Source organism: Sphingopyxis sp., assembly GCF_025869345.1.
In the GTDB taxonomy this organism is placed as follows: Bacteria; Pseudomonadota; Alphaproteobacteria; order Sphingomonadales; family Sphingomonadaceae; genus Sphingopyxis.
Map to the genome: position 1 here is coordinate 87850 of NZ_JAOZVW010000138.1, position 20228 is coordinate 108077.

The following is a 20228-nucleotide window of genomic DNA, read 5'->3' on the forward strand; positions in this document are numbered from 1 at the left end:
ACATCGATAGGAGTCGACAATGACGGCAACGACCAAATTTCTTCTCGCCGGCGCCCTGGCGGCGTGCGCGGTGATCGGCGCGGGTGCGGCGGCCCAGCAACGCGGCTTCGCGCGGGCAGGGGCGGGGGCGTGGGCGGACGACGCGCCGATGAAGCATGTCCCGCCGCCCGCCGGAACCCGGATCGAACGCGATATCGCTTATGGCGGCGATCCTGCGCAGCGCCTCGATGTCTATCGACCCGCGAAAGCCGACCGCGCGCCCATGATCGTGATGGTGCACGGAGGCGGCTGGTGGCGCGGCGACAAGGCGCGTCCCCCCGTCATCGACAACAAGGTGAATCACTGGCTTCCTAAAGGCTATATCATGGTGTCGGTGAACTATCGGATGGTGCCGAACGCCAACCCGCTGGTTCAGGCGGGCGATGTCGCCGCCGCGCTGGCCTATATCCAGGGCCACGCCGCGAAATGGGGCGGCGATCCGGCGCGTGTCGTGCTGATGGGCCATTCGGCGGGAGCGCATCTGGTGTCGCTGCTCGCGGCGGCGCCCGAGATTGCCCGCGACGCCGGCGCCAGGCCCTGGCTCGGCACGATCGCGCTCGACAGCGCAGCCTATGATGTCGTCGCGATCATGGAGCGGCGGCATTTCGACCTCTATGACCGGGCGTTCGGAACCGACCGGGCCTTGTGGAGCGCGGCATCGCCGGCCCTGCGGCTCAAGGTCGCGCCGGCGCCGATGCTGCTGGTCTGTTCGTCGAAGCGCGCCGATGCCTGTCCCCCGGCGGAGGCTTTCGCCAAGCAGGCGCAGGCGCTGGGTGCGCGGGTCACGACCTTCCCGGTCGATATGACGCATGGCGAGATCAACGCGCTGCTCGGAACCGGCGGCGCCTATACCGATGCGGCTGACGCATTCCTCCGGTCGATCGGGCTGAACTAGGGCCGCGGTTCGAGGGCGATGGTGAAGAAGATGATCAGGCCCAGGGGCGCGAGCGACAACCGGACCACCGATGCGTGGCTGTCGGAAGCGCTGATCCGCGAGATCATCGTTCAGCGGCTCCAGCCCGGAATGCCGCTGCGCGAGCAGGAGATCGCCGATCGCTATCAGGTCAGCCGGCCGTCGGCGCGCGAGGCGCTCCGCCTGGCCGCGCAGGTCGGCTTCGTCGAGATCCTGCCGTGGCGCGGCGCGCGCGTCACCAATATCGACATCGACCAGTTCCTCGACATTCTGGGCATCCTCGAGGATGTCTATGCCCGCTGCGCCGCGCTGGCCGCCGAGCGTATGCCCGAGGCGGCCTTCGCCGAGCTCGACCGCCTCGTCCCCGGCGACGCCGCGCTGTTGCCCGACACCGCCGACAAGGGGAAGATGTATCAGATATCCTTCACCATCGGTGCTTTCGTCGGCAAGCATTCGGGAAGCCCGATCGCGCGGCGCATGCTGATCCATGTCGGCCGATTGGCGCTGTGGCAGCAGCGGCTGCATCGGCCCGGTTCGGTCGAGTCCGAGATCGAATCGCTCTACGCGCATCAACTGATGGCGGCGGCGATCAAGTCGCGCCAGCGCGACGTCGCCGCCGGCGCGGCCCGCGCCACCGTGCTCATCACGCGCCGCTCGCTCCACCCGGAACCGGGCCGTGCGTTCGGAGGGAATCGATGACCAAGGCTCCGTCGCGCCGCACCTTCCTGCTCGCCGGGGCGAGCGGTCTCGCCATGCCCGGCGCCGTCTTCGCGCGCGCGAAGGCGGGCAAGCCGCGCGAGCGCGCCGCTGCCGCCGATGCCCTTCGCACCGACTGGCCCACCTATGGCGGGCTCAACAATTCGGCCAAATATTCGCCGTTGGCGCAGATCGATCGCACCAACGCTGCGCAGTTGCAGGTCGTCTGGGAATGGGAATCGCCCGACCGCGACATCATCGCCGCGCACCCCGACCTTCGGCCCGGCGAGTTCCAGGTCACGCCGATCATGGTCGATGGCGTTCTGTATGTCGCCACCGCGATGAGCCAGGCGGCGGCGATCGACGCGCGCACCGGCCGGACGATCTGGGTCTATAATCCCGAAGCCTGGACCAACGGCAAGCCGAGCACGAAGGGCTTTCAGCATCGCGGCGTCGCCTATTGGGCCGATGGCGACGACCGCCGGATATTCCTCGCCACCTGCGATGCCCGGCTGATCGCGCTCGATGCCGCGACCGGGACGCCCATTGCCGATTTCGGCACCAATGGGGAGATCGATCTGCGCCGGGTCGGGCTGCAACGGCCCGTTCCGATGAAGCCGAGCGTGCTTTACGGCGGCTTCGGCCCGCCGCTGATTGCGCGGAACATGGTGGTGGTCGGCGGCTATATCGACGATCAGCCCGTGCTGCCGATCATGCCGCCCGGCGACGTGCGCGGGTTCGACGCGCGCACGGGGGCGCTTCGCTGGACCTTCCACACGGTGCCGGTGAAGGGCGAGTTCGGATATGATAGCTGGCGCGACGGGAGCGCCGAACGGAACGGCAACGCGAACATCTGGGCGCCGATGAGCGCCGATGAAGAGCTTGGGCTCGTCTATCTGCCCGGCACCTGCGCGACTGACAATGTCTATGGCGGGCGCCGCCCGGGCGACAATCTGTTCTCCAACAGCCTGATCGCGCTCGACATCGAGACGGGCAAGCGCCGCTGGCATTACCAATGCGTCCATCACGACCTTTGGGACTATGACCTGCCGTGCGCGCCCAACCTCGTCGACATCATTGTCGACGGCAAACCGATCAAGGCGGTCGCGCAGGCGAGCAAGCAGGGGTTTCTGTTCGTCTTCGACCGGACCAACGGCAAGCCGGTCTGGCCGATCGAGGAGCGGCCGGTCCCGCAAAGCGAGCTCGCGACCGAGCATAGCGCCCCGACCCAGCCGCATCCGACGTGGCCGCTGCCGTTCGAATCGCAGGGCATGAGCGAAGATCTGCTCGTCGACTTCACGCCGGAGATCAAGGAAGAGGCGAAGCGGATCTTGTCGCGCTATCGCTACGGTCCGCTCTATACGCCGGTCGGCAGGACGCCGACCCTGATCCATCCCACCTGGACCGGCGGCGCCAATTGGCAGGGGGCGGCGGTCGATCCCGAAACCGGGATTCTCTATGTCACCTCGCACTCCTCGGTCTCGCAGCTCGCGCTCGACGACAATGGCAAGCTCGCGACCGCCGGACCCGTGAATACCGAGATCGCCGGCGCGGCGGGGGTGGTGAACGGCCCGGCCGGGCTGCCACTGATCAAGCCGCCCTACAGCCGGATCACCGCGATCGATCTCAACACGGGCCAGCATCTCTGGATGCGGGCCAACGGGCCGGGCGCAACCGACGATCCGCGGTTCGCGCCCTTCAGGCTCGGATGGATCGGGTCGGAGCAGCGCACCGCGCCGCTGGCGACCAAGACCTTGCTTTTCGTCGGCGAGGGCCCGCACGATCCGCGCCACGCGAAGAAGGTGCTGCGCGCCTATGACAAGCTGACCGGTGAGCTAGTGGCGGAAACACCGCTCCCCGGCCATGTGCTCGGCGCGCCGATGACCTATTCGATCGATGGGCAGCAGCGGATCGTTTACGCGATGGGATTCCGCGTGTGGCCGCACAAGCTCGTCGCTTTGGGCCTGGCATGAAGGAGACGCGGCGATGCGGACATGGGTGACCGGATTATGCCTGTTCCTTGCAACAGCGCTCGCGGCCGGGGTTCCGGCGAGGGCGGACACGGCGGACCCGAAAGCCGTCAAGATTTACATCATGATCGACGTTCCCGACCTGACTAACCTGGGCGCGCTCGATCGCTGGTACATGACCTATCATTCGCAGCAAATGCACCGCGCCATGCGCGCCTGGCAGAAGAATTATCTGTCCTATCGCAGTTACATCGTGCCCAACGACGTCGCCCGGCGCTATCATGTGTGGCGCGGGCGGATGACCGAAATCTATTACGACAGTCTCGGCGATTTCGCCGAGGGCCGACGGAATAATCCGCTCGTCGACATGCTCGATCCGCCGCCGGGCGGCTGGGCGGACCGCTCCTTCGCGCGGTCGCAGCCGGTGATCGTCCCGGTCAATCCCCAGCAGGTCTATCTTCAGGGGCGGGTTCCGCCCAAGGAGACTCCCTATTTCCGCTGGGTGATCTATCTCCGCTATCCCGCGGGGGTCAGCGAGGCAGAGGGCGACAAATGGCTGCTCGGCACGCACGTCCCGGAAATGGCGAAGGTGCCGGGCTTGCGGCGATATTTCGGTTATCGCACTCTCGAGGACCCGGCCACGGCGGCGGAGAAGCTCGCCCCGGACAACCGGCCGCGCTACGGCCGCGTCGAGGAACTGTGGTTCGACGACTATCGGGCGTGGCGCAAGGCCTTCGTCGACACCCCGCCCGCGTTCACGAAGCCGGCTTGGGGCGGCGAGTTTCCCTATGTGGATTATATATCGACCTTCATCGGAGAAAATCCCGATGTCGACTTCCTCAATGACAAGAGGGTCATTCCTTGAAGGCCGGGCTCCATGTCCGGGCGCGTCGGCGGCTCCCTTGAAGGGAAGGCCGTAATCACGGGGCGAGCTTCTCCGCCGCCGTGGCCGGGTCGGCCGGGTCCTCGTCGAGCGCGTCGAACCGGCCATCGCCATTAGGAAAAATCATGCGTTCCGGGGTCATCCGAATGATAGCGGTCAAACGGCATCTCTTTGGCTTTACCCGCCAAACCGGGACGTCAACGCAAACGAGAGGGGAATCGATGATTCGGCGGAATTTGGCTCTGCTAACGGCAATGAGCTCGGCATTGTTGACTTTTTCAGCCCTGGCGGCGGACGCTTCGCCATCGGCAACAATCAAGCCGAGCAGCGCGGCGCCGGTCGCCTCGGACGCCGTGACGGCCGCAACGATCATCCATGCGGGCCTTTTGATCGCGGTCCCTGGCAGTCCGCCGCTGAAAGACCAGACGATCGTCGTTCGCGCCGGCAAGGTCGAGGCGATCCGGCCCGGGTTTCTGAGCGCGGCCGACATTGGGGAACCTGTCGCGGCGGTGATCGACCTGTCCCGGTCTGCCGTGCTGCCTGGGCTGATCGACGCGCATGTGCATCTGACGATCGGCTGGCCGCCGAAGCTGAATCAGAGCGATGCCGACGCGGCGCTGGTCGCGCTGGAAAATGCCCGCAAGACGCTGGCGGCCGGTTTCACGACAGTTCGCGACGTCGGAGCCTTTTCCGATGCGATCTTTTCCGTTCGTGATGCCATCAACAAGGGCCGTTTCGACGGCCCGCGCATTCTGGCGGCAGGCGATATCATTTCGGTGACCAATGGTCATGGGCATGGCGACATTGCCGTTCCCGAAAGCGGGGGCTTCGCAGGATTTCACGCTTCGGGAATCTGCGATGGCCCTTTCGAGTGCCGCAAGGCAGTCCGCACGCAGATCATGCACGGAGCGGACGTCATCAAGATTGCGACGACCAAGGGCGGGAACGATCCGCGCCTGGGCGCCGCGCCGTCCGAGATGATGGATGATGAGATCGTCGCCGCGGTGACCACCGCCCATGCGGCCGGGCGCAAGGTGGCCGCTCATGCGCACAGTACTGCCGGGATCGATGCGGCGCTGGCCGGCGGGGTGGATTCGATCGAGCACGGAGGGTTTCTCGACAAGGGTTCGATTGCCCTGTTCAAGAAGAGCGGAGCCTTCCTTGTGCCGACGATGGTCGTGCTGAACAGCCTGCAGGCCGGGTATGACAGGGCCGACCCCCAGACGCGGGCGATCACTCGGGGGTTTCTCGACAATATGCCCAACAATATCGGGGCGGCCTATCGGGCGGGTGTTCCGATCGCCTTCGGCACCGACGCGGGCATCACGCCCCACGGCAAGCAGGCTCTGGAATTTCTGTGGTATCGGAAGATCGGCATGACTCCGGGCGATGTCCTGCGCACCGCGACGACCAATGCCGCAAAACTTCTGGGTCTGGACGCGGAAATCGGCACGATCGAAGCGGGGAAACGCGCCGATATCATCGCCACGGGCGCCAACCCCCTCGACGATGTCGCAACCCTGCAGCATGTCACTTTCGTCATGGCGGCGGGCCGGGTGGTCAAGGACGAAGAATAACGGCTTTGCCCCGCTGCCGTCATCGCGTTCCTCCATTGCCGGCCCGCGCAGCGCTGCCTGGGTCGGCAATGTCGTTTTGAGGCCGATGGTCTAGGGATTGTGGGGATTCAGCCACGTGTGGACTGATATGAGGATAGTATCGTGTTCCCCCGCCTTCGCGGGGGAACACGGTTTTTCCATAATCGGACAACTGAAAGCCGAAGCCCCACAATCCCTGGGAAAAAAGGCGCGACGTTGCCGGCGCCCCCCGTGATTCAGGCAATGCGGGCGGATGTCGATGCCCGCACGCCCGCTTCGGTCTCGCCGGGGGCCAGTTCGATGATCTCGAACCGCGCTTCGGGCGCAGAGCGCGCGAAGACCGCGCGGTCGGTGATGATCATATCGACGACATTCTGCCCCGTAAGCGGAAGCGTGCATTGCGGCACGAACTTGGGACGGCCGTCCTTCGCGCAATGATCCATGACGGCGATGATCCGCCGCACGCCGGCGACCAGATCCATCGCCCCGCCGATCCCTTTCAGCATCTTGCCCGGAACCGTCCAGTTCGCGATGTCGCCGTCCTCGCTGACCTCCATCGCGCCGAGAATCGCGACATCGATATGGCCGCCGCGTATCATCGCGAAACTCGCGGCGCTGTCGAAATAGGAACTGTGGGGAAGCTCGCTGATGGTCTGCTTGCCGGCGTTGACCAGATCGGCATCGACGTCGTCCTCATAGGGAAAGGGGCCGATGCCGAGCATGCCGTTTTCGGATTGCAGCGTCACCTGGACGCCGTCCGGAATATGGTTGGCGACCAGCGTCGGGATGCCGATGCCAAGATTGACGTAATAGCCGTCGCGCAGTTCGCGCGCGGCGCGGGCCGCCATTTCGTCGCGGGTCCAGGGCATTGTTCGATCCTTATCGCAGATAGAGCCCGCCGTTGACGTCGAACGTCGCGCCGACCGCCGAAACGGCTTGCGGCGACGCGAGGAGCGACACGAGACGGGCGATATAGTCGGGGTCGCCGAGGGTGCCGGCGGGAATGGTGCCAACCACCGCGGCGAGCCGATCGGGCGGGAGGAGATCGCGGACCGAGTCGAGGTCGAGCGGCCCCGGCGAGATGGCGTTGACCGTGACGCCATCGGCGGCGAGGTCGCGCGCGAAGACCTTGGTCAGCGTCATGATGCCCCCCTTGGCCGCCGCATAATGGGCGCCGGTCGCGGCGCCGCCATTCTGTCCGGCCAGCGAGGCGATGTTGACGATCCGGCCATAGCGCTGCGCGCGCATATGGCGTCCGGCAGTCTGACACCCGAGGAAGCATCCCTTCAGCGCCACCGCGGTCACGGCGTCGAACTCTTCGGGAGAAATCTCGAACAAGGGCGTCGTGCGGGTGAGCGCGGCGTTGTTGACCAGCACCCCGACGCCGCCCCAGCGCGCGGTTGCCGCGGCGAAGGCGGCTTCGAACTGCGCCGGGTCGCGCACGTCGATCGCCAGCGGTGCGACATCGCCCGCCATCGTTCCGGCGGCGCGTGCGACAGCCTCCCCATCGATATCGGTCAGCAGAACGCGAAAGCCGTCGGCGGCCAGGCGGCGCGCGATGACCTGGCCGAGCCCTCCGGCGGCGCCGGTGACGATCGCGACATTATGGCAGGCGGGTGGGGTCACAGCAGGAAGCTCATGCCCGCAAGCGCGTCGGTCGAGTTGATGAGGCGCACGACCTTTTCGGCGAGGCGGATGCCGCCATCCTCGACGCGCAGCCGGTAGGTGACGTTGGCGGCATAGGTGCGATAGGCGCCGCGCCGGTAGTCGACCAGATGCTGCGCGCAGCGGATTCGGACGTCCGATGCCGGTTCGTCATCGAGCATCCGGAAACGCGACAGGCTGCGCAGCGTGTTCGACGCATCGCGCGCCGACATCGATTCGCCGCTCGTCAGGCGGGATACCCGCATCCGGCGCATCGCCGCATCGTCATAGGCATAGTTCAGCCGGTCGGCGAAATCCTCTGCATCCGGGTCGATGGGAATGGCATAAATGCCGTCCTTCGCCCACAGTCCGAGCCAGGTGGCATAATCGCGGTGGTCGAGGCAATCGGCCTCGAGCGAGATGAATCGTACCGCATCTTCGAAGGTGATGGTCTCGATCGTTCGGGTCATGCCGACATCATCCTTTTCCACATCTGATAGGCAGCGCGCATACCGGTTTCGGCGGTCACGTCGCCCGCATTGGCGGCGGTCTTGTCTTCGCCGCGATTGACCATGATCCACGCGGGGTCGGCGGATCCCGCCGAACCTCGCTGCACCCGCTCCCAGGCTTCGGCGTCGTCGGGCGTGCCGAACCCCATCGGGCCCTGAAAATGTTCGTGCAGGCGCAGCCGCGCGCGGTTGGCGATGTCGGGACCGCCGTCCATGCCGATCGCGATGTGCCTGATCTCGGTCTCGTCGACCGCGAGCGGGCGCAGGACGCGGAAGAAAGCCATCGAGCAGGCGAGGTTGGGAAAGAGGTTGAGGTTGAAACCCGACCCGCCGATCGCACGCACGATTTTCCGGACCTGTTCTTCCGGATAATCCCTGCGCAATTCCTCGGCGATGTCGGCGAAGCGATCGGGGATGTCGGCGTCCAGATTGTCGTCGAGGTCGACGAGTTCGGGGATCATCACCATCACGCTATGCCCGTTGCCGAGATCCTCGACATAGCCGCCGGCGTCCATGAAGGAGAAGAGATCCTCGGTCGCATTGTCGAGCGAGGTCAGAAAGCTCTTGTGGACGATCGGGAAATGATAGGCGTCGGTCGTGTTCTCGAGCTGGATCTTCCAGTTGCCCGGGAAGGTGAAGCGATGCTCGCCCATGGTCTTTACCGGGAAGCCGCCGCCCTGTTTCATGAACAGGTCGATCCACGGCTTCGCGCGGCCGAGGAAGGTATCGAGCGGCTCGATGTCGTGATTGAAGGTCGCGAAGACCAGCCCGGCATAGGTTTCGACGCGAAGCTGGACCAGGCCATATTCGGCCTTGTCGAAATCCTTGTATCCCTTGGGCAGCGGCACGCCGCGCAGGCTGCCGTCCTGCGAATAGGTCCAGGCGTGATAGGGGCAGACGAAACCCGCCGCATTGCCGCGCCGCGCTTCGCACACCGTTGCGCCGCGGTGGCGGCAGCGGTTGACCATGACCCGGATATCGCCCTTGCGGTCGCGGTTCACGATGACCGGCTGGCGCCCGACATGCGTGGTCAGGAAATCGCCGGCCTTCGGAATATCGCTTTCATGCGCGACCCACACCCAGCTGCGGTTGAAGATGCGATCCATTTCCTCTTCGAAGATCGCGGGGTCGCGATAGAGCGAGCTGTGGACGCGGTCGGGAAGGACGAGCGCGTCGAAATCTCTGCTTGTCATTGGTCGGCTCCGATATTGGCCGTGCCGGGCACGGGGATGTCGGCCGTGTCGGTCCAGTGATCGACGCGGCGGGAAAACAGGTTTCGGGTGCGGAACGCGGCGATCCGCCATCGGCCCTCTTCGCGAGCGAAATCGAGCGCGAGCGCGGCGCTGCGCAGGTCGGCGCGGTTGTCCGAGTAGGTCGAGGTCTGGAGCATCATCCATTGGCCGCTCGCCCGGTCGCCGGTCACGACGATCGTTTCGGACGAAAGGAAATGCGCCGTCATCGCGAAATGCGGCGTGGGCAGGCAATAGCCGCGGATCATTGCGACGATCGCGTCGCGGCCGTCATAGCCGCCGAAGGCCTGCCGGTAGCGGCCCTTGCCTTCCCAGCGGGCGTCGCGGGTGAACAAGTCGCCGAGTTCGCCGAAAGGCGTGTCGGGGCCGAGGTCGTCGCAAATTTGGAAATAGCGCGCGACGACCCGGCGGATGGCGCTTTCCGCCTCCAGCCGGTCGAGCCGTGCGAGGATCGCGCCATCGGTCATTCGGGCATCACCAGTTCACGGCCGAGGCGGGCTTCGACGCGCATATATTTCCACAGCCTGTGCTCGCCGACCTCGATCGTGCGAAACAGGCCGCAGATCGCGACAGCCGTATCGCGGTCGGGCACGTCGGCCATGATGTAGAAGGTCCAGGGCCAGCCGGTCGGCGACGTGCCGACCATCGTTTCATCGTCGTCGAAGGTGCCGAGCACCTCGACGCCGGGCATTTCGCGAATCTGCCGCAGCAGTCCGCCGGTCGCCTTGAGGACGGTGGGGATGTCCTTGCCGGGCAGGTCGAAAAAGCCCTGCAGCACGGCGCCGCAGAACAGGGCGCGGATTTTCCTGGGTTGGTCGGTCATGATCTTTCCTCGTAATCGGTCGGGGCATTTCGCGTTCAGGGATAACCGGGCGGCGGCGACTTCCCGAGCAGCACCGCGCCACCCGATTGCCATGTTCCGTCGTTCATGAAGGCGTGCTGCGCGACGACCAGCGCGTCGAGCAGCAGGCGCGACAGCGGGTGGCTGTTGAAGATGCCGGTCGTGCCCGCCATTTCGAAGGCGCGGCGCGTGACATCGGCGCCGGTCCTGGCGATGTGCGTCGATGCGATCCGCAGCGCCGCGACCTCTTCGACCGCCACCGCGTCGCCGCGCGAAACCCGGTCCCACATCGCCTCGGTCTCTTCATAGAACCAGGCCCGGGCGGAACGAAGCTGCGCCTCCATCTGCGCGAGCGCGGTCTGGAAGGCGGGGCGGTCGGCCATCGAGGGCGCGCCGGTGATCGAATTTTTCCGCGTCGCGAGCTTCACGGCCTCGTCGATCGCTTCGCGCGCGACGCCCGCCGCGACGATCGCGAGCACCTGGGCGGCCATCGCCATCGTCGGATAGCGATAGGCGGCGGTATCGATCGAAGGCGCCGCACCGCGGATCAGCGTCCATTCCTCGGGCACCAGCACATCCTCGACGACCAGATCGTGGCTGCCGGTCGCGAACATGCCGATCGTGTCCCAATTCTCCTCGATCCGGACCTGTTCGCGCGGCATGACCGCCATGCGCGGCAGGCCGCCGCTTTCGCCCTCGATCCGCACGCCGACGCCGATCAGCGAGGCGCCCATGCAGCCCGAGCCGAAGCCCCAGCGGCCGCGAACCCGATAGCCTTTGCCCTCGGGCGTGACCGGCTGCGGCGGAAAGACCGCGCCCGCGAAGACGACGTCGGGCGTTTCGCGATACAGGGTGGCGAGCGTCGAGGCGGGAAGCGACGACAGATATTTGCTCGCGAAGCCGAAGCTCGCGACCCAGCCGGCGGACCCGTCGGCGGCCGAGATGGTTTCGATAAGGCGCAGAAATTCCATCGGCGTCATCGCACCGCCACCGAACTGTTCGGGCACGAACGCGCGATAGAGGCCGATCTTCTGGAATTGTTCGACGATATCCTGCGGAATATGTCCCAGCCGGTGCAGATCGGCCCGCCTGGCGCGGATATCGTCGAGCAGGGGCTGGAGATGCGGGCTGGCAAGTCCGAGGGCCGGGGTCGCCGTCATGCGGTTTCTCCTTTCATGAACAGGGGGATGGTGCGGGCGAGCGCGCAGAGCGCTTCATCGCCGCCCTTGCGGCCGACGAGCTGGAGCGACACGGGCGCGCCGCCGGCCTCGCCGACGGGCAAGGCGATCGCGGGATGCCCGGACAGATTGAACGGGCGGCAATTGGCCGTCATCGGGAGCGCCGCCGCCGGGTCCGTTGCCGCGAGCAGGCTCGGCGGCGCGGCGGGCAGCGTCGGCAGGGCGACGGCGTCGAAGTCCGCGAGCAGGGCCTCGACTTCAGCTCCGAACCTTTGGCGAACCGCCTCCGCTTCGGTCAGATCGGCATCGGTGACCCGCGAGGCGGCGAGCAGGCGGTCGTGGACGTCGCGTCCGACGAGTCCGCCGTCGATCAGCGGCGCGAAGGCATCCCAGCATTCGCGGCCGATGATGCGGAGCCCGGCTTGCTGAGCGGCGGCCAGGCCGGGCAGCGTCATGGGGGTGATCGCAGCGGCCGCCGCGGCGGCGGCGCGGGCGATGGTCAGGATCGCCTCGTCACCGGCATCGGCCATGAAGGCGACCCGCGGCGCGCGGGGCGTCGGCGTATCGCGCCAGTCGGGGACCAGCATCGCCATGATCCGCTCGATAGCGGCGACCGACCGCGCGAAAGGGCCCGCGCAGTCGAGGCTGCTCGACGCGGGGGTCAGGCCGTCCCGGCTGACGCGCCCGAAGGTCGGTTTGAATCCGACGATGCCGCAGCAGGCGGCGGGGACGCGGATCGATCCGCCGGTGTCGGTCCCGATCGCCGCATCGACGAGTCCCGCGGCGACCGCCGCCGCCGACCCGCTCGACGATCCGCCCGGGACGAGGTGCGGGTAGGCGGGGTTGATCGGGGTTCCGGTCCAGCCGTTGACGCCCGTCACGCCATAGGCGAGTTCGTGCATGGTGACGCGGCCGGCGATGGTGCAGCCGGCGCCGCGCAGGCGTGCGACCACCGCCGCGTCGCGCGCCGCCGGCGGGCGCGCGGCGAGCGCGCGGCTGCCGGCGGCGGTGGTTTCGCCGGCGACATCGATGCAATCCTTGATCGCGACGCGCATTCCGTCGCCGGAAAAGGGGCCGGTCAGGAAGATCGAACGATGGGCCGGCGAAAGGGTCATGGCCGCTTCGCCGCCTGGTCGTCGCGGAACACCCGGCCGTCCTTCATGACGAAATCGACGTGTTGCAGCGCGGTGATGTCGGCGAGCGGATCGGCGCTTACCGCGATGATGTCGGCGATCTTGCCTTTCTCGATCGTGCCGAGATCCTGTTCGCGGCCGATCAGGCTGGCGGCGTTGACCGTCGCCGTCTTGATCGCATCCGCCGCGGGCATGCCTTCGCGCACATAATATTCCAGTTCGCGGGCATTTTCGCCGTGAACCGAAACGCCGGCGTCGGTGCCGGCCGCGATCTTCACCCCCGCGCGCCAGGCGGCCATCATCCGCGGGCCGTGCTTGTCGAGGAAATTCTGCATGACCGCCCGCATCGGGCCGGTCGCCGTCTTGATGTCCTTTTCGATATTGGCGTGAACCGACATCGTCGGAACCAGGAAGGCGCCGTTCTTCTTGAAAGTCTCGAAACTGTCGGCGGGGGTGTAGGACCCATGCTCGACCGAATTGACCCCGGCGCGCAGCACGGCGCGGATGCCTTCCTCGCCATGCGCGTGGGCGGCGACCCGCAACTGGCGCGAATGGGCGGTTTCGACGATCGCCTTCAATTCGTCGTCGAGAAAGACCGGCGGTGCATATTGTAGCCCGCACGGCAGGCTGCCGCTGCAGGTCGCATAGATTTTGATAAGGTCGGCGCCCATGTCGATCTGCTGGCGGGTCACGCGGCGGCAGCCTTCGACGCCCGAGCAGGCGCCGGGTCCGGTGCCTGCCCCGGGGCGGACGATCGATACCGCGGTCAGGATGCGGGGGCCTTCGAGCTTGCCGGCGGCGACCGCATCACGCAGCGCGACGATGTTCCAGCCGGCGCTGCCGAGGTCGCGGACGGTCGTGAATCCGGCCATCAGCGTCTTGCGCGCATTTCCGATCGCATCGACGAGATGGGTGACGTCGTCGCGCTCCTCGACGCTGGCGCCGGGCAGGTCGTCCGCCGCATATTTGATCTTGAAGGGCGCATCGCCGCGCGAATTCGACGACAGGTGGACGTGCATGTCCATCATGCCGGGCAGGACGAAACGATCGCGCAGATCGATCAGTTCAACGTCGGCGTCCACGATGGTTTCGGGGGCGGTATAGCCGCTGTCGATCCGCTCGATCCGGTCGTTGCGGACGACGATCGTCCGCTCGCGCTGCGGTTGCTGGCCGGGCACGCCGAGCAGCCAGCCGGCCTGAATCAGCTTGACCTTGTCGCGCGCCGGGGTGGCGGGCGCGGCCGCCGCGGCCGGAGCCTCCGCGCGCTCTTCATGGGCGAGCGCCGGGGTGCAGATCGCGGCGCAGGCGGCAAGCCAGAGTGTCAGTCTCTTCACTATCATTTCTCCTTTCTCAAGGCGGGATTCCAGTCGTTCGGACCTTGGAAGGAGGGGATGGGGACGGGCTTTGCGTCTTTCACCTGATCGAGCAGCAGCTTGATCGCGGCATCGAGTTGCTGATCGATGCCGCGGGCAAGCAGCCCCGGGTCGTTGTCGACTTCGATATTGGGCTTCACGCCTTCATTGCCTTCGGCCCAGCGCCCGTCGACGGTGTAGACGCGCTGGGGGGCGGGCGAGATGAAGCCGCCGTTGATGAGCGGCAGCGACAGGCCCGGGCCGATCAGTCCGCCCCACGTTCGCGTTCCGATCAGCGGCCCGACCTTCGCCGTCTTGAACAGCAGCGGAAAGCCGTCGCCGCCTGAATAGCTCCAGCCATTGGTGATCATGGCCTTGGGGCCGCGATGTGCGAGTTCGGGAAGCGGATAGTCGCTGCTGTTGCGGGCCCGGAAATAGACGAGCGGCGGGCGATGGAGCAGTTCGACCATGCGGTCGCCGAGGGCGCCGCCGGTATTGAAGCGTTCGTCGACGATCAGCGCGTCCTTGTCGAACTGCGACCGATACTGGATCATCAGTTCGGTCTGCCCCTCGGCGCTCGTATTGGGGACATAGATATAGCCGATGCGTCCCGCGGATGCGGCATCGACCTTTTTCCGATTCTCTTCGACCCAGGCGAGTTCGCGCAGCTTGCGCTCGCTGGTCAGCGTCTTGACCCGGATGGTGCGCTCCGCCCCGTCGCCGCGTGCGATCCTCAGGTCGACCTCCTTGCCGGCAAGGCCGGTGAGAGCCTCCCATGGGTCGGTGCTGCCCGATAGCGGCTTGCCGTTCACGGCGAGCAGTTCGTCGCCTTCGCGGACGTCGAGCGCGGCATCGTCGAGGGGCGAGCGGACCTCATAGGCGCGCGCGCCTGTCCGATAGATTTTCGAGATGCGATACCGGCCGTTATCGGGTGCAAAATCGACACCTAGCAGGCCGACATTGGTCGCATCGCCGCGCGGCCGCGGGGCGGTTGCCGAAGCATAGACATGGCCGCCGTTGAGCTCGCCCATCATCTCGCGCACGATGAAGGTCAGGTCGTCGTCGTTGGTCACATAGGGGACGAGCGGCGCCATGCGCGCGCGGACGGCATTCCAGTTGATTCCGTGCAGGCCGGGATCGTAATAAAAGTCGCGGCCATAGCGCCAGGCGTCGTTGAACATCTGCTGGGCTTCGGCCGCATGATCGACGGTGGCGACCAGCCGGGTTCCGTCGATCTTCGCGGGCTGCCCCTTCGCGGCATCGACGCGATAGAGCTGCGTGTCGATGCGCGTCAGTATCTCGCCGGCGTTCGCGTCGGCGAGGGTCAGTCCCTTGCCGGATTGCAGGATGCGCGCGGCATCCTTGCCATAATCATAGCGCTCCAACTGGCTGTCGCCGTCGCCGTCGCCCTGGCGGATCAGCACATATCCGCCGTCGACGGGCCGGATCGCGGCGAGTAGCCCGGACTTGGGCGGCAACGGCTTCAGTCGCCGTTCGGCCCCCGCGATGTCGATGACGACCGCCGCCTGCCTTGCCGGCGCGACCCAGCCCAGATCGCCGGGCGCGGCGACATTCGCCCGCAGCGGCAGAATGGTCGCGACGGTGCCGTTGGTATAGGTCCAGGTCGCGTCGAAACCGGCATCGCCGAAGGTCGGGGCGAACCGGCGGCGCGACAGCATCAGCAGATAATTGCCGCTTGCCTCGAACATCGGCGCGAAGTCGTCGAACGCGCCCGAGGTCAGTTGGTGCCGCTCACCGCTTTGCGTATCGAAGAGGAAGAGGGCGTTGTTGCGGTTGTCGAGCCCGCGCGCGTAGGCGAGCCAGCGGCTGTCGGGCGACCAGGAGGCGGTCGCTTCGACCATTTCGGGGTGGTAGCCCCATTTTCCCTGGTCGACGCGCGTCTTGGCGCCGCTCGCGACATCGACGATCCACAGCGTCTGCTCCTGGTCATAGATGGCGATGCGGGTGCCGTCGGGCGACCAGAAAGGGGAATAGCGAAATCCGGGTCCGAAATCGGCGATCTTGCGGGACGTCGAGCCATCGGCGGGCCTCACATAAAGTGCATATTCGCCGTCGGCGTCGCTCACATAGGCGATGTCGCCGCGTCCATTGGCGCGCGGGAAGCGTTCGGCGAAGCCCGAGGTCGCGCTGATGTTGCGAACGGCCCGGCCGTTCCGGTCATAGGTGAAGATATCGCCGCGCGCCTCGATCGTCACGCCGCCGGGGGACAGCGCCGCGCTGGTGATCCGGTCGCCCACCGGCATTTTTTCAGGGGCTTTCACGACGGATGCCGGATCGATGCGAACGGTCACCGCCGTCGTGCCGCCCGTTGCCGGGTCGAAGATCGCAAGGCCGCCGCCGACCTCGAAGATGATGCGCGATCCGTCGGTCGCCGGGCGCCGGACGTCGGTGTCGATATAGGCGGTTACGGCGCTGTCCGCCGCGCCCTGCTCGCCGAGGCGCCAGATGTTGGATCGCCCGGCGGCGTCGCGTTCGGACAGGAAATAGGTGCGCCCGGCAATCTGCATCGGCATCGAATCCGACGACGGATGATCGGTCAGCTTTTGCGTCGCGCCGGTGGCGAAGTCGAAACGCCAGATGTCGGGCGCGCGGCCGCCGTAATAGCGCTTCCAGGCCTCTTCCTGAAAATCGCGCTGATAAGTAAAGAGCAGTGCCTTGCCGTCGGACGTATAGGCCGCGGTTTCGCCATAGGGCAGCGGCAGGCGTTGCGGCAGGCCGCCTGCGACGTCGATGGTGTGGAGCTGGTCATAAGTGGCGCGCGGGCTCGCCATGGTCGATGCGAACAGCACCGCTTTGCCATCGGGGCGCCAGTCGACCACCAGATCCGCGGCCGGGTGATGCGTCAGCCGCCGTGCCGGCGCGCTGCCGTCGGCGGGCACGATATAGACGTCGGCGTTGCCGTCGACCTTGGCCGTCAGCGCGATCCACTGGCCGTCGGGCGAAAAGCGGACGCGGTTGAGTTCGCTGCCGGGGACGGCGATCGGCCGGGCATTGCCGCCATTCGCGTCGGCAACCCACAGGCGATCGGCATAGATAAAGCCAATCCGCTGGCCACTGATGTCGGGATAGCGCATCAGGCGGGCTTCGCCGGTCGTCGCTCCAGCGGCGGAGGCCGTTCCCAGCGCGATCGTCGCAAGTCCGATCAGCAGCCTGTTCCGATATGTCATTGCAGCCCTCCCTGAGGGCGCCGACGATAGTTTCGTCTTCCTGACAGCACCCGTAAGCCGGAAGACTAAGCGGGGGCGGCAGGTGGACAATCAAATGCTGCTCACAGGGGCCATGACCTGACCTAATCCGGCGAGCGCCTTCCATGAGCCGGGCTCATGTTTCCCGCAAATTTATCTCGTTTGTGAGGGTGAGCGGGGTTCCCATAACTCCAATGCCTCCAGAGCGGGGCCGGATTTGGACCAGTTTCCTGGCCGGAATGCGCAACAAAATTGCGTGATCGGGCGGTGGGGCCTGAGACCTCTACAGGGTCGCTCGACTGGACTTTGGGAGGAGATTTCAGATGGCAGACATTTATAGGCGGCACATGATTCAGTCCCGTCAATGGAAACGGGCCGGCGTCATCGGCGCATCGGTCATGGCGCTCGCGCTCGCTGCGCCGGCGGCCGCGCAGTCCGACACGCAATCCGGCGATCAGGAACAGGTGAACGACGGCACGATCGTCGTCACCGCGCAGCGCAAGCTGCAGACGATCCTCGACGTGCCGGTCAGCGCCACCGTCTTTTCGTCGGAGACGCTGGAAGACCGCAACTACAGCGATGCGAAGGACTATCTGCTCCAGACGCCGAACGTCTCCTTTCAGCAGGGCGGCCGTAACGGCGCGCGCGAGATCGTCATTTCGATCCGCGGCATCGCCGACCTCAAGGGCGGCGAGAAGGTTCTGACGCAGAGCGCCTTCGCGACCTATGTCGATGAATTTTCGGCGGGCACGCTCGCTTCGGGGCAGGCCAACCCCAATATCTACGACGTCGAATCGGTCGAAATCCTGCGCGGGCCGCAGGGCGTGTTCTTTGGCCGCAACTCGGAAGGCGGCGCGATCAACATCCGCACCAAGAAGCCGACCGAGGATTTCTATGGGCGGATCGATGCGGGCTTCGGCCGTTTCAGCACCTATAGCCTGGCAGGCGTCATCAACGGCAAGGTGGCCGACGGCCTGTTCGCGCGCCTGTCGGTCCAGGGCGAAACCACCAAGGGGCCGCTGCGCAACCGTCACCCGATCGGCGGCGGAACCGACGCCGATTATCTCAACATTCGCGGCCAGCTCCGCTGGCAGCCCGACGATGCGACTACGGTCGACCTCCAGGTCAACCACACGATCGACAATTCGGGGATGCAGGCCAAGATCGGCAGCTGCATCAATCAGGGCGCCTTCGGTCTGCCCTATAATCTCGCGACGCCCGAATTGCTCGGCGGGATCGGCTGCTACGACGCAAAAGGCGAGTTCCGCAAATGGGTGGCCTCCGGGCCGGGTGGAACCCAGCCGCAACTCGGCGGTCTCGATGTCGATAGCATCCGTAACAACAAGGATTCGCTCTACCAGGACACGCGCGATTTCACGAACAACGAAACGACGCTGGTTATCGGCAAGGCCTATCATGAATTCAGCGACAAGGTGGGGCTGACTCTCGTCGCGGGCTATGCCGAGTCTGACCAGGATCAGTTCCTCGATCTCGACGGATCGGGCATTCGCGCGATCAATCGGCTCGGTAAATTCTACACCAAATCCTATAGTGTCGAAGGGCGGCTTTCGTCGGTCGGCGAAGATAACAAGATCGACTGGACGATCGGCGGCATCGCCTATCGCGAAAAGTTCACCGCGGTGAACCAGATCCTGATCGAACAGGTGCTCGGTCCCTGGGCGCCGGGCGACAAGGCCAATGAAAACCGCATCTTTAACAGCCTGCGCGGCTGGGCGGCCTTCGCCAACGCCGAATGGCATATGACGGATGCCCTGTCGCTCATCGTCGGTGGCCGCTATTCCTATGACCGCGGCACCAACCGCTGGAGCGATGTCTATGCGGCCTGCTCGCGTCGCCCCGTCGGCACACCGCTCGATACGTCGACTGCCGTTGACGGCAATGGGCCCTGCGAGCTGACACCCGAACAGGCGCTGATGGACGCGCAGGGTCAGCTTCCCGTCTATGACGGTTTCGTGACCGGCGGACGATATGAGCAGCGCACCGGCCGTTTCGCGACCGGCGCAGCCCATGATTTCTCGCCCCGCCTTGCCATCAACTGGAAGCCGAACGACGACGCATCGATCTATGCGAGCGTGTCGAAGGGCTACAAGCCGGCGGGCGGTCAGGCCAACCCCGATGGCGGGCTCGGCGGATCGTCGACTTTCGGGCGCGAAAAGCTCTGGAACTACGAGATTGGCGGCAACGCCTATCTGATGAACCGACGCTTGCTGTTGCAGGGTGCGCTCTTCTACATGGATTGGAAGGATTTCCAGTTCACCTCGCGCCAGACGCTCTGCGTCCTCGCATCGACCGGCGCCATCGTCATCGTGACGCCCGGCCTCGATCTCAGCACCTGTTCGCGCCAGCTTCAGGCTGACTCGGTCACCAACCTGCCCAAGGCGCGATCGAAGGGCTTCGAACTGTCGGCGACCGCGCGGGTTACGGATGGGCTGACGATCGGCGGCTCGGTCGGCTATCTCGATGCCAAATATATACGAGGCGAAGGTCTCGTGGGCGGGGCCCTCCAGCCGCTCGACGGCATCCGTATCGGCAACTCGCCGCGCTGGACGGCCTCGGCGAACGTCGAGCAGCGTTTCCCGCTGGCGGGCGGCGACGCGGCGGTCGCGCTCAACTGGAGCTATCGTGGCCGGACGGCGCTTGGCGTGGTTGAACAGGCATCGCTGACCTTCCCGACGCAGGTCGATCCGGTCAGTCTCTTCAACCTGCGCTTCACGCAGGATTGGGGACAGAACAAGCTGTCGATCAACATCGATAACCTCTTCGCCAGCGAATATTACACCGCGAACGAGGGTTTCAGCTTCATCGGTCCGCGGCTCAGCTATAATCCGCGCACCTGGTCGGTGAAGTGGACGACCGAGTTCTAAGTTCAGGGCTCGGGTTTTCCCGAACTCTCCTCGACTGGCCCGCCTCTGAAAAGGGGCGGGCTTGTTTTTTTGAGGAGGGCTGCGCGCTCCCGCACAATGTTCGATTAGCGCCGCGAATGGGCCGCATGAAATCT

General features: G+C 65.8%; 17 protein-coding genes. 6 read left to right on the forward strand and 11 right to left on the reverse strand.

All coding sequences use genetic code 11. The annotated features are described in order from the left end of the window. The first annotated feature begins 19 nt into the window (after nucleotides 1–19). The 4 genes from OJI97_RS15045 to OJI97_RS15060 are packed head-to-tail and all read left to right on the forward strand — an operon-like array spanning nucleotide 20 to nucleotide 4483. Nucleotides 20–934 (forward strand): alpha/beta hydrolase, encoded by a 915-nt coding sequence (locus tag OJI97_RS15045; protein ID WP_297664799.1) that lies wholly within the window; start codon nucleotides 20–22, stop codon nucleotides 932–934. Nucleotides 935–964: 30 nt separating this feature from the next. Beyond that, complete coding sequence (locus OJI97_RS15050; protein WP_297664801.1) at nucleotides 965–1651, forward strand: GntR family transcriptional regulator; 687 nt, start codon at nucleotides 965–967, stop codon at nucleotides 1649–1651. Continuing rightward, a complete protein-coding gene (locus OJI97_RS15055; protein WP_297664803.1) occupies nucleotides 1648–3621 on the forward strand; it encodes a pyrroloquinoline quinone-dependent dehydrogenase in 1974 nt (657 codons plus the stop codon). The genes OJI97_RS15050 and OJI97_RS15055 overlap by 4 nt, the downstream gene beginning before the upstream one ends. 13 nt (nucleotides 3622–3634) lie before the next feature. Continuing rightward, a complete protein-coding gene (locus OJI97_RS15060; protein ID WP_297664805.1) occupies nucleotides 3635–4483 on the forward strand; it encodes a hypothetical protein in 849 nt (282 codons plus the stop codon). A 55-nt stretch (nucleotides 4484–4538) separates the two neighbouring features. Here OJI97_RS15060 and OJI97_RS15065 read toward each other — a convergent pair whose 3' ends face one another. After that, nucleotides 4539–4874 (reverse strand): hypothetical protein, encoded by a 336-nt coding sequence (locus tag OJI97_RS15065; protein ID WP_297664807.1) that lies wholly within the window; start codon nucleotides 4872–4874, stop codon nucleotides 4539–4541. On the opposite strand from OJI97_RS15065, the gene OJI97_RS15070 reads away from it, so the two are divergent. Further along, entirely contained in the window at nucleotides 4855–6078 is a 1224-nt protein-coding gene (locus tag OJI97_RS15070) for an amidohydrolase family protein (protein ID WP_297664808.1), read from the forward strand. The genes OJI97_RS15065 and OJI97_RS15070 overlap by 20 nt on opposite strands. 254 nt (nucleotides 6079–6332) lie before the next feature. Here the strand turns inward: OJI97_RS15070 and OJI97_RS15075 are convergent, their stop codons facing one another. The 10 genes from OJI97_RS15075 to OJI97_RS15120 are packed head-to-tail and all read right to left on the reverse strand — an operon-like array spanning nucleotide 6333 to nucleotide 17191. Beyond that, nucleotides 6333–6965 carry a 3-oxoacid CoA-transferase subunit B gene (locus tag OJI97_RS15075; protein ID WP_297664810.1) on the reverse strand — a complete coding sequence of 211 codons (633 nt, stop codon included), beginning with the start codon at nucleotides 6963–6965 and terminating at the stop codon, nucleotides 6333–6335. Between the two features lie 10 nt (nucleotides 6966–6975). Continuing rightward, the gene (locus OJI97_RS15080) at nucleotides 6976–7722 is read right to left on the reverse strand and encodes an SDR family oxidoreductase (RefSeq protein ID WP_297664811.1); all 747 of its coding nucleotides are present in this window, start codon (nucleotides 7720–7722) and stop codon (nucleotides 6976–6978) included. Next, entirely contained in the window at nucleotides 7719–8210 is a 492-nt protein-coding gene (locus tag OJI97_RS15085) for an aromatic-ring-hydroxylating dioxygenase subunit beta (protein ID WP_297664812.1), read from the reverse strand. The genes OJI97_RS15080 and OJI97_RS15085 overlap by 4 nt, the downstream gene beginning before the upstream one ends. Further along, nucleotides 8207–9442, reverse strand: coding sequence for an aromatic ring-hydroxylating dioxygenase subunit alpha (locus OJI97_RS15090; RefSeq protein WP_297664813.1), 1236 nt, complete (start codon nucleotides 9440–9442; stop codon nucleotides 8207–8209). The genes OJI97_RS15085 and OJI97_RS15090 overlap by 4 nt, the downstream gene beginning before the upstream one ends. After that, entirely contained in the window at nucleotides 9439–9966 is a 528-nt protein-coding gene (locus tag OJI97_RS15095; protein ID WP_297664815.1) for a nuclear transport factor 2 family protein, read from the reverse strand. The genes OJI97_RS15090 and OJI97_RS15095 overlap by 4 nt, the downstream gene beginning before the upstream one ends. Further along, nucleotides 9963–10322 carry a hypothetical protein gene (locus OJI97_RS15100; protein WP_297664817.1) on the reverse strand — a complete coding sequence of 120 codons (360 nt, stop codon included), beginning with the start codon at nucleotides 10320–10322 and terminating at the stop codon, nucleotides 9963–9965. The genes OJI97_RS15095 and OJI97_RS15100 overlap by 4 nt, the downstream gene beginning before the upstream one ends. Nucleotides 10323–10357: 35 nt before the next feature. Further along, entirely contained in the window at nucleotides 10358–11500 is a 1143-nt protein-coding gene (locus OJI97_RS15105) for an acyl-CoA dehydrogenase family protein (RefSeq protein WP_297664818.1), read from the reverse strand. After that, nucleotides 11497–12633 carry an amidase gene (locus tag OJI97_RS15110; protein WP_297664820.1) on the reverse strand — a complete coding sequence of 379 codons (1137 nt, stop codon included), beginning with the start codon at nucleotides 12631–12633 and terminating at the stop codon, nucleotides 11497–11499. The genes OJI97_RS15105 and OJI97_RS15110 overlap by 4 nt, the downstream gene beginning before the upstream one ends. Beyond that, a complete protein-coding gene (locus OJI97_RS15115) occupies nucleotides 12630–13985 on the reverse strand; it encodes an amidohydrolase family protein (RefSeq protein WP_297664821.1) in 1356 nt (451 codons plus the stop codon). Before OJI97_RS15115 ends, OJI97_RS15110 begins: the two co-directional genes overlap by 4 nt. A gap of 2 nt (nucleotides 13986–13987) precedes the next feature. Beyond that, nucleotides 13988–17191 (reverse strand): S41 family peptidase, encoded by a 3204-nt coding sequence (locus OJI97_RS15120; RefSeq protein ID WP_297664823.1) that lies wholly within the window; start codon nucleotides 17189–17191, stop codon nucleotides 13988–13990. A 365-nt stretch (nucleotides 17192–17556) separates the two neighbouring features. Between OJI97_RS15120 and OJI97_RS15125 the strand changes: the two genes are divergently transcribed. Further along, a complete protein-coding gene (locus OJI97_RS15125; protein WP_297664825.1) occupies nucleotides 17557–20094 on the forward strand; it encodes a TonB-dependent receptor in 2538 nt (845 codons plus the stop codon). Nucleotides 20095–20228: the final 134 nt, after the last annotated feature.